Annotated in this window: 15 protein-coding genes; 6 read left to right on the forward strand and 9 right to left on the reverse strand. The window is 59.9% G+C overall.

The genetic code is table 11. From position 1 onward, the window contains the following. Window positions 1-18 precede the first annotated feature (18 nt). On the forward strand, window positions 19-726 hold the full coding sequence (locus ABVS15_RS10850) for a polysaccharide deacetylase family protein (protein WP_369283695.1): 708 nt from the start codon (window positions 19-21) through the stop codon (window positions 724-726). 73 nt (window positions 727-799) lie between these two features. On the opposite strand, the gene secG is transcribed toward ABVS15_RS10850, so the two are convergent. Beyond that, the gene (gene secG / locus ABVS15_RS10855) at window positions 800-1027 is read right to left on the reverse strand and encodes a preprotein translocase subunit SecG (RefSeq protein ID WP_369283696.1); all 228 of its coding nucleotides are present in this window, start codon (window positions 1025-1027) and stop codon (window positions 800-802) included. 285 nt (window positions 1028-1312) lie between these two features. On the opposite strand from secG, the gene lexA reads away from it, so the two are divergent. Beyond that, window positions 1313-1933: a transcriptional repressor LexA gene (gene lexA / locus ABVS15_RS10860; RefSeq protein WP_369283698.1), complete on the forward strand. Its 621-nt coding sequence runs from the start codon at window positions 1313-1315 to the stop codon at window positions 1931-1933. Window positions 1934-2308: 375 nt separating this feature from the next. Here the strand turns inward: lexA and ABVS15_RS10865 are convergent, their stop codons facing one another. The 5 genes from ABVS15_RS10865 to ABVS15_RS10885 form a co-directional block, all read right to left on the reverse strand. Next, on the reverse strand, window positions 2309-3850 hold the full coding sequence (locus tag ABVS15_RS10865; protein WP_369283699.1) for an ABC transporter substrate-binding protein: 1542 nt from the start codon (window positions 3848-3850) through the stop codon (window positions 2309-2311). Between the two features lie 25 nt (window positions 3851-3875). Next, the gene (gene pgeF, locus ABVS15_RS10870; RefSeq protein WP_369283700.1) at window positions 3876-4685 is read right to left on the reverse strand and encodes a peptidoglycan editing factor PgeF; all 810 of its coding nucleotides are present in this window, start codon (window positions 4683-4685) and stop codon (window positions 3876-3878) included. A 1-nt stretch (window position 4686) separates the two neighbouring features. After that, a complete protein-coding gene (locus ABVS15_RS10875) occupies window positions 4687-4980 on the reverse strand; it encodes a hypothetical protein (protein WP_369283701.1) in 294 nt (97 codons plus the stop codon). A gap of 80 nt (window positions 4981-5060) precedes the next feature. Continuing rightward, complete coding sequence (gene secA / locus ABVS15_RS10880) at window positions 5061-7808, reverse strand: preprotein translocase subunit SecA (protein ID WP_369283702.1); 2748 nt, start codon at window positions 7806-7808, stop codon at window positions 5061-5063. A gap of 200 nt (window positions 7809-8008) precedes the next feature. Continuing rightward, a complete protein-coding gene (locus ABVS15_RS10885) occupies window positions 8009-8800 on the reverse strand; it encodes a hypothetical protein (protein ID WP_369283703.1) in 792 nt (263 codons plus the stop codon). A gap of 232 nt (window positions 8801-9032) precedes the next feature. Here ABVS15_RS10885 and ABVS15_RS10890 point away from each other — a divergent pair, with 232 nt between their 5' ends. Further along, window positions 9033-9719: a DUF2461 domain-containing protein gene (locus ABVS15_RS10890; RefSeq protein ID WP_369283704.1), complete on the forward strand. Its 687-nt coding sequence runs from the start codon at window positions 9033-9035 to the stop codon at window positions 9717-9719. Window positions 9720-9831: 112 nt separating this feature from the next. Continuing rightward, on the forward strand, window positions 9832-10416 hold the full coding sequence (locus ABVS15_RS10895; protein WP_369283705.1) for a hydrolase: 585 nt from the start codon (window positions 9832-9834) through the stop codon (window positions 10414-10416). 90 nt (window positions 10417-10506) lie between these two features. On the opposite strand, the gene ABVS15_RS10900 is transcribed toward ABVS15_RS10895, so the two are convergent. Next, on the reverse strand, window positions 10507-10887 hold the full coding sequence (locus ABVS15_RS10900; RefSeq protein ID WP_369283706.1) for a zinc ribbon domain-containing protein: 381 nt from the start codon (window positions 10885-10887) through the stop codon (window positions 10507-10509). A gap of 186 nt (window positions 10888-11073) precedes the next feature. Further along, window positions 11074-12585 carry a glycerol kinase GlpK gene (gene glpK, locus ABVS15_RS10905; protein ID WP_369283707.1) on the reverse strand — a complete coding sequence of 504 codons (1512 nt, stop codon included), beginning with the start codon at window positions 12583-12585 and terminating at the stop codon, window positions 11074-11076. 86 nt (window positions 12586-12671) lie between these two features. On the opposite strand from glpK, the gene ABVS15_RS10910 reads away from it, so the two are divergent. Beyond that, the gene (locus tag ABVS15_RS10910) at window positions 12672-13616 is read left to right on the forward strand and encodes a lysophospholipase (protein WP_369283708.1); all 945 of its coding nucleotides are present in this window, start codon (window positions 12672-12674) and stop codon (window positions 13614-13616) included. A 3-nt stretch (window positions 13617-13619) separates the two neighbouring features. Here ABVS15_RS10910 and ABVS15_RS10915 read toward each other — a convergent pair whose 3' ends face one another. After that, a complete protein-coding gene (locus ABVS15_RS10915; RefSeq protein ID WP_369283709.1) occupies window positions 13620-14141 on the reverse strand; it encodes a putative ABC transporter permease in 522 nt (173 codons plus the stop codon). Between the two features lie 91 nt (window positions 14142-14232). Here ABVS15_RS10915 and ABVS15_RS10920 point away from each other — a divergent pair, with 91 nt between their 5' ends. Beyond that, window positions 14233-14802, forward strand: a complete 570-nt coding sequence (locus ABVS15_RS10920; protein WP_369283710.1) for a uracil-DNA glycosylase family protein — start codon at window positions 14233-14235, stop codon at window positions 14800-14802. Window positions 14803-14832 lie beyond the last annotated feature (30 nt).

Raw genomic sequence — 14832 nt, forward strand, 5'->3', positions numbered from 1 at the left:
TGTGAAAGGAGGGAGCGCATGAACAGGCCAAGAGCGGCGTTTTTGGGTATCATGGCGGCGGCACTTCTGCTTGTCTGCCGGGAGGATGCGGCTGTTCAGGCGACGGCGTGGGCGGAACTCTCCGAGACAAAATTCGTGGCACTGACCTTTGACGACGGTCCAAGGGCCAACACCACGGGACGGCTGCTTGACGGCCTGCGGGAGCGGGGCGCCAACGCCACATTTTTTTTGGTTGGCAGTCAGATTTCTGGAAATGAGAAGCTGGTGCGCCGCATGCGGGACGAAGGGCACCAGATCGGAAACCACTCCTGGGACCACAAGGAGCTCAAGGACGTGCCCGCCGCGGTACTGGGCGGGGAAATTGACAGCACCGACGAACTGCTGCGCAACGTCTGCGGGGACGGGGACTATTGGATTCGCCCGCCCTACGGGCTTTTGGATAAAGGGGGACGGAGCAGTGTCTCCATGCCTCTGGTTCACTGGAGCGTGGACCCGGAGGACTGGAAGCTGCGGGATGCGCAAAAAGTATGCGCCCATGTGCTGAAAAATGTCCAGCCGGGAGACATCATTTTGCTGCATGATACCTACGCCACTTCCGTGGATGCGGCGTTTCAAATTATCGACGCGCTGGAGGAGCAGGGCTATGAATTCGTCACGGTCAAGGAGCTGCTTGCACTGTACGGAGTGGTCCCCCAGGAAGGGAAGTTTTATACCAGTGCGCGGTAACATATCCTGAAAACCGCCTTTGGAAAAAACGTCTGCCGTGAGATTCTCACGGCAGACGCTTTTTCAAGAGAAATCAGATGACGTTCAAAGCAAGGGTCAGAACGATAAACACGCCGCCAATCCACTTGGTCGCCCGCGCCAGCTTCGCGTCGGCGGTTTTTGCCTTGTTCTTCGACAGGAAAGAGTCGGCCACGCCGCCGATGGAGCCGGACAGGCCCGCGCTCTTGCCGGACTGGAACAAAACCACCAGGATCAGGCACACGCCGCACAAAAGCTGCAAAATCGTTATAAAAAGCTGCATTTCAAGATTCCTCCAAAAAATCATTCCCGCAAAAGGACTGCGGAAGATATATTCACAGACTTGAATTTTACCACAGCTTCTGCGCATTGGCAAGGGATTTTTTGAAAAAGAAGGTTCTTTCTGTGGGAAAAGACAAAAAGTCGAAATTGTGTGGAACGTTTGTTTGCATTCCGCTAAGGGATGTGTTATACTGCTTAAAAGACAAAGGCAGACGAGCCCCGGCGGCATGCCGGGCATGGGGCGGGCTGTGCCGCCCCACAGCACAATGAAAGCGGAGGTGCTTCCATGGAGAAACTTTCCAAAATGCAGCAGAGGATTTACGACTATCTGGCGTCCTCCATCCGGGAACAGGGTTATCCGCCTTCGGTGCGGGAGATCGGGGAGGCGGTGGGCCTGCGGTCCCCCTCTACGGTCCATTTTCACCTGAAGCACCTGGAGGAGGCCGGTTACATTGAAAAGGGCGCGGGCAAGGGCCGGGCCATTGCCCTGACAGGCCCGTTCCAGCGTGGCCCTTCCCGGAATCCGGAGGCGCCCCCGCCCAAGCAGGTGCCCATTGTTGGAAATGTGGCGGCGGGAAGTCCCATTCTGGCGCAGGAGTGTGTGGAGGAGTATCTGACTTTTGACCCGGAAGGCCCGGAGGACGAGTATTTTGCCCTCCACGTCCGGGGAGAGTCCATGATCGACGCGGGGATTCTGGATGGGGATTTGGTGATTGTGCGCCGCAGAGAGACGGCGGTCAACGGGGAGATTGTGGTGGCCATGATTGACGACGAGGCCACGGTAAAGCGGTTTTCCCGCAGAAACGGGCGGGTCTGGCTTTTGCCGGAGAACCCGGAATACGCCCCCATTGACGGGACCCGCGCCCAGATTCTGGGCAAAGTGACCGCCGTGGTGCGGCGGTATTGAGGTCTGCCCGCTTCTCAAAACGGGGCGCTGCATCTCAAGAGATTTAGTCGATGTGTTTAAAAATCCGGGCGGACAGAGGTCGCTGACCTTTGTCCGCCCGGATTTTTATATTTGTGCTGAACTGATTTCGGGAACTGGCAGTTTCCGTTGAAATAGAAATTTAGGAACCCGAAAGCGCCGCCGGTGCTCCGATTTGTGGGCAAAAGCGGCACGTCATCCGCGGTAGCCGGAGGGATACTAGTGCCTCCGTGGCTGAGGGAAATTCTCTTACCGCGCCTGAAAAAGCCGCGTGTACTTATGAGGCAAAAGAGCCTGCGTCCCGCCCCGTCCGAAGAGGGACATATACGCTTTCGCTGCGCCTTAAACGAGTCTCGCTCAGCTTTCCCGCAGGTTTACCGTGCACTCCGCAAGATTGTAAAAGGGATTGGCGGCGGTGGGCGTGAGATTGTCCACCACACCGCTTTGCAGTAAAACGGAAAGCGTTTTAAAGCAGACGGGCAGGATGGGAGCCTGCTCCTGAAGCTGGAGGCAGACCTTCTCCAGTGTGGCGGAGGGGTTGGCAGAGCTGCGGCAGGCGGCCAGCAGCGCATCCAGCGTCGGGTCGGAAAACCCACCGTAGTTCAAAGCGCCCCCGGTGGAGAGCAGGGAGCGCAAGTCCCAGTCCGCCGTCAGCTTTATCTCGCCGTAGTAAAGGTCAAAATTTCCCGCCGCCAGCGCGGCGGAATATTCCTCCCAGGGCAGGACCCGGACGCTGATTTTAAAATCAAAGGCGGAAAGCTGCGCGGCGACATGCCGCGCGGCGGCCACCTTAAAGCTGCTTTCCTCGTTGACAATCATGTCGAGGGACAGGTGCTCGCCGCTGCTTAGGCCCGCCGAGGTCATGGCCTGCTGAAACGCGGTGTAGGAATAGGTTTTCTCAAGTCCTGCGGGATAGTCCGCCGAGACGGGAGAAACGGGAAACTGAGCTGCGTTTGCATGCCCTGAGAGAAACGCGCTGACGGCTCGTTCCCGGTCAAGCCCCAGATTCAGGGCCTGACGCACCGCCGCATTGGACAGGACGGAGGAGCGGACGTTGATTCCCACGTATTGAAAGACGGTGGAAGCCGCCTCGTAAAACTGGATACTGCCGGTGACGCTGATGGGATTGGAGCCGGTAAGGTCCGAGGTCAAAAGCTGCGTCTCGTGGGAGGTGAACTGGAACAGCATCACGTCCGCATCGTCTGCCGCCCGCAGGACAATGCGGTCTACCGGCTGTTTGCCGCCCTGCCAGTGGGGGTTGGCGGAAAGATATGCATCCGTTTCGCCGGGGGTGAGGGCGTAGGGGCCGGTTCCCACGGGCACGGTGTCTGCCGTGCCCGATTTAACGATGGGGATATCCAGCAGGGCAGGAAACGCGGTGTTGGGGGAGGATAGCTGGACGCTTACAGACCCGTCCCCCGTCGTGATGGAGGAAACATCCCGCAGCCGCGCACCATACCGCCCGGAGGCCTGCGCCCGGCGCAGCGTGTCGGCCACGTCACCGGCGGTGAGGGGTGTGCCGTCGGAAAACAGCACACCGGGGCGGAGGGAAAAGGTATACGCGGTTCCGGAGGGGTCCTGTGTATAGGTGGAGCAAAGAAGGGGCTGGGGCGCAAAAGTTTCATCCAGCTCAAAAAGCCCCTCGCACAAAAGAGCCGCCGCCGTCTGCTGAACCCCGTCCGCACAGGTGATGGGGTCCAGACTCAGCTCCGGGTACCACGGCAGTGCCAGTTCCTTCGGCAAAACGGAGGGCGCCGCTTCGGAGCCGGACGGGTCCGTGCTTTCCCCGGTCTGCCCCGGGGGAAGCTCCTCTTCCACCGCACCGGGCGAGGGAGCACAGCCGCCCAGCAGCAACGCTGCGCAGAGCAGAGAGATTAAGATTTTTTTGAAGCGCTTCATAGCTCCCTCCGTTTCCGATTGCGGCTTATACCAGTGAAATCAGCGCCGCCTGCGCGCCTCGCTGCCCGCCAACCCGGCGATAGGACCAAAACAGGTCCGGGCGGCAATGAGTGCAAAGACCGCTCACATCAATGTGTTCCGGGGAAAGGCCCGCTTTCAGCAGCCACTGGCGGTTCAGCCCCGCAAGGTCTACATGCCATTTCAATTCCCGCCGTTCAAGATAGGGCGCGGCGTCCTCGCCCAAGGCCTCGGTCATGGCTTGAGGCACGTCGCTGTCGGTTTCAAAGCAGCATTGGCCGATGCACGGCCCGATGGCCGCCACCAGCCGCTCCGGTTTTGCGCCGTACAGCCGGGTCAACTCCCCGACCGTCTTTTCAAGGATGCCCAGTGCGCAGCCCCGCCATCCGGCGTGAACCGCGCCTACGCAGCCTGCCTCCGGGTCATGGAGCAGGATAATGCCACAATCGGCGGAGAAAACGAGAAGGGGAATGTCCTTCGTATTGGTGACCAGCGCGTCGGCGGTGAAGTCCCGCTCCCGCCACAGGCCCATGCCAGCCCGTTCCTCCGTGACGGGAAGGACGGTGGTTTCATGCACCTGCCGGGCCAGCACCACATGGCGCATATCCGCGCCCACGGCGCCGCAGAAGCGGCGGTAGTTTTCCTCCACAGCGGGGCGGTCGCTTTCCCGGCTGGGGCCAAGGTTCATAGTGTCGCAGGGAGGCTTGCTCACGCCGCCCTTCCGGGTGGAAAAACCGTGGGCGATGCCGCCGCAGCGGTCTAACAGGGGAGAGGTGAAATAGACGAGGTCGTTTTCCTCATGCGTTGTCAGGGGCATGTCAGTCCTCCTTTTGGGTGATGGGCTCGTTTGAAGAAACGCCGGGGGCGGTGCTTTCCGGATGATCGGCGTTTGGGACTGCTTCGGTATCCACGCTGCCGCCCAGCCAAAGGCCCACTACTTTCACAAGGCCACAGAGCAGTAAAACACCGCCCAGACCAAGAAAGAAATCATGAACAATGGCCATGGAGAACAGGATGGAGCCAACGCCCGCGATCATCAGGGCGATTCCCAGTAAAATATGCCGGATGTCCGACAGCATATGCATTGCACTGTCACTTGCGTCGTCTTTCATAAAGCGCCCCTTTCAGTAAGAGCCGTCCCCCGCCCTCCCGGCAGGAGAACAGGGGACGGCCTGAATCGCACTGCAATTTGTCAGGAGTGATACTCCGCGCAGTCGCAGTTTTTAAACTTTTTCCCGCTGCCGCAGGGGCAGGGATCGTTGCGTCCGATTTTTGTGACCTTACGGGGCTGCTTTTTTGGAGCGGTACTGTCGCCGCCCACGTTTTCCGTCATGCCCTTGGCCACCCGCTCCCGCTTGACCTCTTCGTTGGTCTTGATGCGCACGGAGAACATCCGGCGCACCGTCTCGTTCTGGATGGCGGAAATCATTTCCTCAAACATGGTGAGGGATTCCTGCTTATAGGCGATGACGGGATCGGTATTGGCATAGGCCCGCAGGCGGATGCCCTGCTTCAAATCGTCCATGGCGTCGATGTGGTCCATCCAGTATTCGTCCACCACGCGCAGCATAATCACCCGCTCCAGCTCTCTGGCAATCGCGGGGGTGAACTCCTGCTCCCGGGCCTCGTAGGTCTTTGCGGCCTCGTCGTAGAACAGGTCGCAGAGGGCCTGCTCGGTCTTCTCCGTCAGCTCCTCCTCGGTGAAGTGGAAGGTGCCCTTGGGGAAATACAGACCCTCCAGCACTGCCAGCATCTCTTGGAAGCCCGCCTCGTCCAGCGCGGTCTGCTCGCCAAAGACCTGCGCCACCTGATCGGTGATGGCGGAGCGGGTCATGCCAAGGAGAATCTCCTTGAGGTCCTTGCCGTCCAAAACCTGCTTGCGCTGACCGTAGATGATTTCCCGCTGCTTGTTCATCACGTCGTCGTATTCCAGCACGGACTTTCTGGACTGGAAGTTCCGGGACTCCACGGTGGTTTGGGCATTTTCGATGGCCTTGGTGAGCATTTTGCTCTCGATGGGGGTGTCCTCGTCCAGATCCATTCGCTCCATGATACCGGTGATCCGGTCGCCGCCGAACAGGCGCATCAGATCATCCTCAAGGGAGATATAGAACCGGGTTTCGCCGGGGTCGCCCTGCCGGCCCGCGCGGCCGCGGAGCTGGTTGTCAATCCGGCGGGAGTCGTGGCGCTCAGTGCCGATGATGAACAGGCCGCCCGCCGCCCGGACCTTCTCCGCCACGTCGGAAATCTCCGCCTTGTGGTGGGCAAGGGCCTCGGCATACCGCTTCCGGGCGTCCAGAATCTCCTCGCTGTCGGTTTCGGCGTAACCAGTGGCCTCACCGATCAGCTCGTCGGACATACCGGCCTTGCGCAAATCCGCCTGCGCCATATACTCGGCGTTGCCGCCCAGCATGATATCGGTGCCGCGGCCCGCCATGTTGGTGGCCACGGTGACGGCGCCCAGCTTACCTGCCTGCGCGATGATTTCTGCTTCCTTTTCGTGGTTCTTGGCGTTGAGGATGCTGTGGGGGATGCCCTCATGACCCAAAAGCCCGCTTAGAATCTCGTTTTTCTCAATGGACACGGTGCCCACCAGCACGGGCTGACCCTTTTCGTGGCACTCTTTGATCTGCTGGATAACAGCGCGATATTTCCCCGCCTCCGTCTTGTACACCACGTCGTGGTTGTCCATACGCTGGTTGGGGCGGTTGGTGGGAATCTCAATGATGTCCAGATTATAGATGGTGCCGAATTCCTCCTGCTCGGTCATGGCCGTTCCGGTCATACCGGAGAGCTTTTCGTACAGGCGGAAATAATTCTGGAAGGTGATGGTGGCCAGAGTCTTGTTCTCGCTGGCAACAGTCACATGCTCCTTGGCCTCAATGGCCTGATGCAGTCCGGCGGAATACCGGCGGCCAAACATCAGACGGCCGGTGAACTCATCCACGATGATGACCTCGCCGTTTTGCACCACGTAGTCAATGTCCCGCTTCATCACGCCGTGGGCCTTGATGGCCTGATTGATGTGGTGGGACAGGGTGGAGTTTTCGGGGTCGGACAGGTTTTCAAGATGGAAGAACTGCTCCGCCTTGGTAATGCCGTTGGCGGTGAGCATGGCGGTTTTGGCCTTTTCGTCCACAATATAGTCGGCGGACTCGTTTTCGTCGTCCTCTTCCTTATTGTCCACTTCGGCCACGACCCGCTTTTTCAGGCGGGAGACGAACATCTCTGCCATGTCGTACAGCTGGGTGGATTTTTCGCCCTGCCCGGAAATAATCAGGGGGGTGCGGGCTTCGTCGATCAGGATGGAGTCCACCTCGTCCACGATGGCAAATGCGTGGCCCCGCTGCACCAGCTCCGCAGAGTAGATGCACATATTGTCCCGCAGATAGTCGAAGCCCATCTCGTTGTTGGTGCCGTATGTGATATCGGCGTTATAGGCCTCCTGCCGCTGGGCGGTGGTAAGCCCGTGGACAATCAGGCCTACCTTCAGCCCGAGGAAACGGTGAACCTTGCCCATCCAGTCGCTGTCGCGCTTGGCAAGGTAGTCGTTCACGGTGACGATGTGAACGCCTTCACCGGTCAGTGCGTTAAGATAGGCGGGGAGGGTAGCCACCAGGGTCTTGCCTTCACCGGTCTTCATCTCCGCGATGCGGCCCTGATGCAGCACCACGCCGCCCACAAGCTGCACGCGATAGGGCCGCAGGCCCAGCACGCGGTCCGCGGCCTCCCGCACGGTGGCAAATGCCTCCGGCAGAATCGCGTCCAGCGTCTCGCCGTTTGCCAGGCGCTCCTTAAACTGGGCTGTCTTGCCCCGCAGCTCTTCGTCGCTCAGCGCCTTGTACTCGTCGCTCAGCGCCTCCACTTTATCGACAATGGGATAAATCTGCTTGAGCTCGCGGGAACTGTAATCTCCGAAAATTTTCTTCATGAAGCTCATAGGTGATTAAAGATCCTTTCTGACCCGGCTTTTTGGGAGAAAAAGTCGGAATGATATTCCTTATATAAATAGGTGGTCGTCAAAAGCAACGATAAGCATACCACACCTTTTTAAAAAATGCAAAGAAAATCAGGTTTATCGAATAAAATTTACATTTGGGCAATTTCTATGTACAGCCCTGCAAAAGTGGCGGAAATTCCTTACAGCTCGCAGCTGCCCCGCTCAACCAGCGCCACCCGGCCGGTGATGCGCAGGGTGGAGACGCGCCCGTTTTCCCAATCGGCGCAAACGGTGATGGTTCCACCCGGCTGGCGGAGGTCTGCGGTGACGGCTTTTCCCGCCTGAGCGGCGAGATACGATCCCACGGCGGCGCTGCCGCTGCCGCAGCCGGATTCCCACACCGCCGTGTCGGTGGAACGGACATAGACCAGCGGAGTGATGGCGCCTGCCGCTTTGTCATAGAGCATGATGCCGCAGGCATCCGCGTCCAGCGCGGCGCACAGGGGGCGGATGGCGGAGTTCGCCGCCTCCCGGGAAAGTGAACCGGCGGGGACGATGCAGTGGACAATGCCGTCAAACACCACGGCGGGAACGGCACTCCCGCCGGGAAGCTCCGCCGTGGTAATTTCCACAGGCAGGGGCATATTTACGGTACCCCACAGTCCGTCCTCCCGCCGTTCAAGACGGCAGGTGAGAATGCCCTCGTGGCCGGAAACTTCCAGCGGCACCTCGGGGCCGGCCAGCCCGTCTCTGTCCGCGGCGTAGGCTGCGGCGGACATGGAGGCGTTTCCGCAGAACTCGCCGCCCATCATTTGCAGACGCAATACAGCGCCGGGAAGGGTGGCAGGCTCGATAAAGCCCACCTGCTCAACCTGAGGACGCTGGGCCATCAGGTTTGCCGCCACCTGGGGCTGCATGTCACGGGGAACGGGGCTGGAAACCAGCAGGGTAATATTTTTCGTGGGGTCCCAGATTGTATAATCCAGCTTCATGAACGAATCCCTCCGGTTTTCAAAAATCCGGGTAGCCGCAGGCTCCCGCATTTACAGAAGTATTTGTACAGTATAGCACGGACACGGGGCAAAGCAAACCTTTTCACCCCAAAAGTGAATTTTTTAATTTCTTTTTAGGTAAATCAGTGGTATGATATCTTTGTAGAAAAAACTGCGGCGATTTGCGCCGCTGCCCTTGCAATATGGAAGAACAACGGAACGGGAGGCAAACATGTTCAATGGCTTTACGGACGAAACGGTGGATTTTATGTGGGGCATCCGCTTCAACAATGAAAAGCCGTGGTTCGAGGCGCATAAGGAGATTTATTTATCCAGCTTTTATCGCCCGATGAAAGAGCTGGGGGACGAGCTGTACGGCTGGTTTTCAGAGCAGAGGCCGGAGCTTCCTCTGCGGGGCCGCGTTTCCCGCATCTATCGGGACGCCCGGCGGCTCCACGGGCACGGTCCCTTCAAGGACCATCTGTGGATCAGCGTGGAGGCCCCAGCGGAAAGCGTGTGGACCGTGCAGCCCTGCTTTTGGTTTGAGCTGGGACCGGACGAGTGGAGCTATGGCCTTGGATATTACGCGGCAAGCCCCTCCACCATGATGAAGCTCCGCGCCCGCATGGAGCGGGACCCCAAGACCATGGAAACCCTGACCCGGAGACTGAACCGGCAGCAGGAGTTCTCCCTCGAGGGGGAGGAGTATAAGCGCCCCAAGGAAGGTGCGCCAAGTGAGCTGCTGGCGCCATGGTATCTGAAAAAGAGCTTTTCCCTGGGCCGCAGGGACAAGCTGAACGAGATTCTCTTCACGCGGGAGCTGGTGGACCGGCTGAAGACCGGTTATGAATTTCTGCTGCCCTATTACGACTATTTTGTAACGCTGGAGGGCGATCCCGACCCGCGGGAACCCGGTTGAACGGACTTGCAAACCCTAGAGAAGGCGCGAATCATGCGGCGTAATCACACAGGCGCGCGGCTTTTAGTAAGAAGCGCACCGCACATTTAAAACTAAAACGGAGGAGACATCCATGAAAGACTATCCCCAGAGAGAACAGGCGCTGGCCCTGCTGCGCAAGTACAACGACGAGCCTTTCCACATTCAGCACGCACTGACGGTGGAGGGCGTAATGCGGTGGTACGCCGTTGAGCTGGGGCACGGTGAGGACGCGGATTTTTGGGCCACGGTGGGCCTTCTGCACGACGTGGACTTTGAAAAGTGGCCGGAGGAGCACTGCCTGAAAGCGCCGGAGCTATTGAAGGAAATCAGCTGCGGCGACGAGTTGATTCACGCGGTTTGCAGCCACGGATATGGGATTTGCTGCGACGTGGAGCCTGTGGAAGAGATGGAGAAGGTCCTTTTTGCCGCCGATGAGCTGACGGGCCTCATCGGTGCTGCGGCCCGGATGCGGCCCAGCAAGAGCTGCCAGGACATGGAGCTGAGCAGCCTGAAAAAGAAATACAAGGACAAGAAGTTTGCCGCCGGCTGCTCCCGGGACGTGATTCAGACCGGCGCGGAGCGCCTGGGCTGGGAGCTGGACGAGCTTTTGAACAGGACGCTTGCGGCAATGCGCGCCTGTGAGGATGCTGTGACCGCTGAAATGGAGGCGCTGTGAGGCGCAGTTCCAGAAGAAGCGCAACATAGAAAGCAAAGGCCCGGACATTCGTCCGGGCCTTTTTCGTTGCAATGATTTTTACCGCAAAGGTTATTCGCCCATGGGGGCGCCGCACTGGGGGCAGAACTTGCTGTCGGAGGAGGTCCCGCAGATGGGGCAGGCCTTATTGGCGCTCTGGGCGGCCTCGGAAGCCTCTTCCTTCACGGGCTTGCTGGCCTCCAGCTCGGCAATCTTCGCCTTGGCGGCGGACACCGCGTCTACCAAATCCTTCACCGCGGGGGGAATCTCACCGCTGAATTCGCTGACATACCACTCGCCGATGGCGCGGAAATTCTTATCAATCTCCCGCTGCTCGCTGGCAATGGACATGTTAATTTTCGCCAGCTCCGCGGCGTCCTTCGCCTTGTCGGCGGCAACGGCGGCAACGGCCTGCGCCTTTTTTCCAAGATCGTTCAAAAAGTCAAATGCCATGTTGAAAACCCCTTTCATTTCCCGCGCTTTCGCGCTGTATCCGTTGGAGTGCAGTCCTTAGACCAGGTTTCTTGCGCTTAGTATACATGGTCGCCGGATAAAACGCAACCGATTTTTCCAAAATTCACAGTTCGTTTTCAAGTGGATGCGGCTCCATGTAACATTGGCGGTTCTGTGGCGTGGGGGTCACGGCTCCGGCTCAATCCAGCCCCGCGCCCGTTCCACGGCCCGGCCCCACCGTCTCAGCTCCTCCCGGCAGACCGCCTCGTCCCGCACGGGCAGAAACACGTGCTGGCTGCGCCGCAGGGCGGAGAGCTGCTCAGGACTGGCCCATACGCCCGCAGCCAGTCCCGCCAGCGCCGCCGCGCCAAAGGCGGTGGTTTCCACCTGCACGGGCCGGTCCACCGGCAATCGGAGCGCGTCCGCCTGAAGCTGGAGCAGAAGATCGCTGACGGACGCGCCGCCGTCCACCCGCAAAGAGGTGATGGGGCGGCCCGCATCGGCGGCCATGGCCGTCATCAGGTCGCAGACCTGAAACGCGATGGAGTCCAGCACCGCGCGGCAGAGGTGGGCTTTCCCGGTCCCCCGGGTGGCGCCCAGAATGGTTCCCCGGGCGTACATATCCCAATAAGGCGCGCCAAGGCCGGTGAATGCCGGGACCACCAGCACGCCGCCGCTGTCTGGTACGCTCTCCGCCAGCCGGTCGCACTCCGGGGCGCTTTCAATCAGTCCCAGCTCGTCCCGCAGCCACTGGATGGCGCTGCCCGCGTTGAACACGCTGCCCTCCAGCGCATAGCAGACCCTGCCGCCAAGGCTCCACGCCACGCTGCACACCAGCCCTGCGTTTGAAATCACCGGTGCGCCGCCCACATTCATCAGGGTGAAGCAGCCTGTGCCGTAGGTGTTTTTCACCTGTCCCGGCTGAAAGCAGCCCTGACCGAACAGGGCTGCGGGCTGATCTCCCGCGCTGCCGCAGATGGGAATGCCCTCAAGGCCCTCCAGACCGGGAATCCCCTCCGCCACCGTTCCGTATTGCTGCGAATTGCCCACCGGGCGGGGCAGGAGATTCATGGGCACGTCCAGTGCACGGCACAGTTCTCCGTCCCAGTCCAGTGTATGGATGTTGAACAGCATGGTGCGGGAGGCGTTGGAGTAATCCGTCACATGGACCCGCCCGCCGGTAAGGTTCCAGATAAGCCAGGTGTCCACCGTACCGCACAGCAGTTCGCCCCGCTCCGCTCTTTTTCGGATGCCGGGGAGATTGTCCAGCATCCATTTGATTTTCGTGCCGGAAAAGTACGCGTCGATCAAAAGACCGGTTTTTTCCGTCACCGTTTTGCCAAGGCCCCGGGCCTTTAGCTCATCGCAAAGGCCTGCTGTGCGGCGGCACTGCCACACAATGGCGTTGTAGACCGGGGTGCCGGTCTTTTTATCCCAGAGAATCGTGGTTTCCCGCTGATTGGTAACGCCGATGGCCGCAATGTCCTTGGGATCGATGTGGGCGGCGTCCACCGCCTCTTGCAGCGCCCGCTTCTCCGTTTCCCAGATGTCCCGGGGGTCGTGCTCCACCCAGCCGGGCTGGGGATAAATCTGGCGGAAGGGATGCTGTGCGCGGGAGACAATCTCCCCCGAACGGTTGAACAGAATTGCCCGGGAGCTGGTGGTGCCCTGATCGAGTGCGGCGACAAAGGGTTCCATGGCAAAACCTCCTGTGGAAATTTTACGCGCTGTGTGTTATGATGCCTGTATCAGAGGTATTATAGCACAGAGGGGAGCGCGTTGCCATGGTAAAGCGCGAATTTACCGTCCTTTCTCACGATGGAAAAACCCCGCTGCACGCGGTGGAGTGGCTGCCGGAGGGGAAATGCCGGGCAGTGCTGCAAATCGCCCACGGAGTTTCGGAATATGTCCTGCGCTACGAGGAGCTTGCGGCATATCTGACGGAGCGGGGCGTTGCCGTGGTGGGAAACGACCATCTGGGTCACGGCGGGTCTGTTGCAAGCGGCGCGCCCCGGGTGTATTTTGGCCCGGCGGGGAGCTGGGATACGGTAACGGACGACCTCTACGCCCTGCGCACGCTGGAGGGACGGAAGTTTCCAGGCCTGCCCTACTTCCTGCTGGGGCACTCCATGGGGTCCTTTCTGGTCCGGACATATCTCATTCGCTATCCCGGCACGGTGGACGGCGCGATTTTAATGGGCACCGGGCAGATGCCCTCGGCACTGACAGCGGCGGGGCGGGCAGTTTCTGCCGCCGAATGCCGCCGAATCGGCGAGGAGCAGGCCAGTCCCCTTGTGCAGAAATTGGCCTTTGGCGCGTATAACAAGGCATTTGCTCCCAACCGGACGGAGTTTGACTGGGTATCCTCCGACGAAAAGACGGTGGACTTTTATGCAGCCGACCCCTGCTGTGGGGAAAATCCCAGCGTGGGGCTGTTTCGGGAGATGCTGCGGGGCATTGCGTTTATTACCAACCGGTCCAATGTGAGACGCATGAACCTGAGCACGCCGGTGCTGTTCGTCTCCGGGGAGGAGGACCCGGTGGGCGAGCGGGGACGGGGTGCGCGGCGGGCGTATCGCAGTTTTCAAAGAGCGGGCGTCCGGGATGCGGAGCTGAAGCTCTACCCCGGCGCGCGGCATGAGATTTTAAATGATGTTTGCAGGCGGGAGGTCTGCCGCGATTTGGCGGACTGGCTGCTGGCACGGGTTTTTGACGCAGGGGGGACGTAAGCGTTATGTCTTTCCCCGCAGTGCCGCCACGCTGTGGGTGACGGAGAGAATGCGGAGGGTGCACACCGCGTCGGCGGTGAAGATCAGCAGCGCCAGAAAGGTGAGTATCGGGGGAATGCGGGCGATGATCGCCTCCAGTGTTGGATGGATCAGCAAAAGCGCCATGGAGGCCAGCGCGCCCCATGCAAGGGAGAACAGGATACACACCCGTCCCTGCAAGTTTCCCTGAACGTGGGAATAGTCCCAGAATTTTACCCCCAGCAGCGCTTCACAGGCCCAGTGGTAGAGAAACTCCACCGCCGTGGCCGCTGCGGCTCCCGCTATTGGGAGCCACAAGCCCTCCCGCATGGATGGGGGCAGGGCCAGCACTGCCATGGCACCTAGCCCGTACACCGGGCACAGGGGGAGAAACAGAAGGCACCGCCGGACGGGATGTGTCTCGCCGGTGGTGCGGCGGGCGTAAACCCGTTCTAAAAAGCAGCCCACAAGGCTGTAAAAAATGAAGACCCAGAACCAGTATGCCAAATGAAAACCCTCCGTCTGTTTTTTTCAGTTTGTCCGGGGGCGGGAAATTCATGCGGCACTTTGGATAAAAATAAAGGCGAGGAGGAGCGGCATGGACGACTGGCAGATTTTGCGGCGGGAGTGTCTGGATTGCCGGAATTGCGGTCTGGCGCAGACCCGCACCACCGTGGTGTTTGGCGATGGCTGCGAGACGGCGGAGGTGCTGCTGGTGGGCGAGGGACCGGGCCAGAACGAGGACGAGCAGGGCATTCCATTTGTAGGCAAAGCGGGCCAACTGCTGGACGATATGCTGGAGATCATCGGACTGGACCGGACAAAGGTCTACGTTGCCAACACGGTGAAATGCCGTCCGCCCCAGAACCGGGACCCGCTGAATGTGGAAATGGCGGCTTGCCGGGGCTGGCTGAATCGGCAGATGGAGCTGCTGCACCCCAAGATTCTGGTGTGTCTTGGCCGCATCGCGGCCAAGGAATTGATTAAAGCTGATTTTCGCATTACCGCCGAGCATGGGCAGTGGTTTGTCAGGGACGGCGTGCAGATGACGGCGCTTTACCATCCCTCCGCCCTGCTCCGGGACCCGTCGAAACGACCGGAGACGTTTGAAGATTTGAAGGGCTTGCAGGCGAAAGTCCGGGAGCTGTGCCCGAAAACGGGGATTTGACCTTGGGGCGCAGGCGCGGCGTTTGCTTTA

The sequence above is a fragment of the Oscillibacter sp. GMB15532 genome, from assembly GCF_041020825.1.
Taxonomy (GTDB): Bacteria; Bacillota; Clostridia; order Oscillospirales; family Oscillospiraceae; genus Oscillibacter.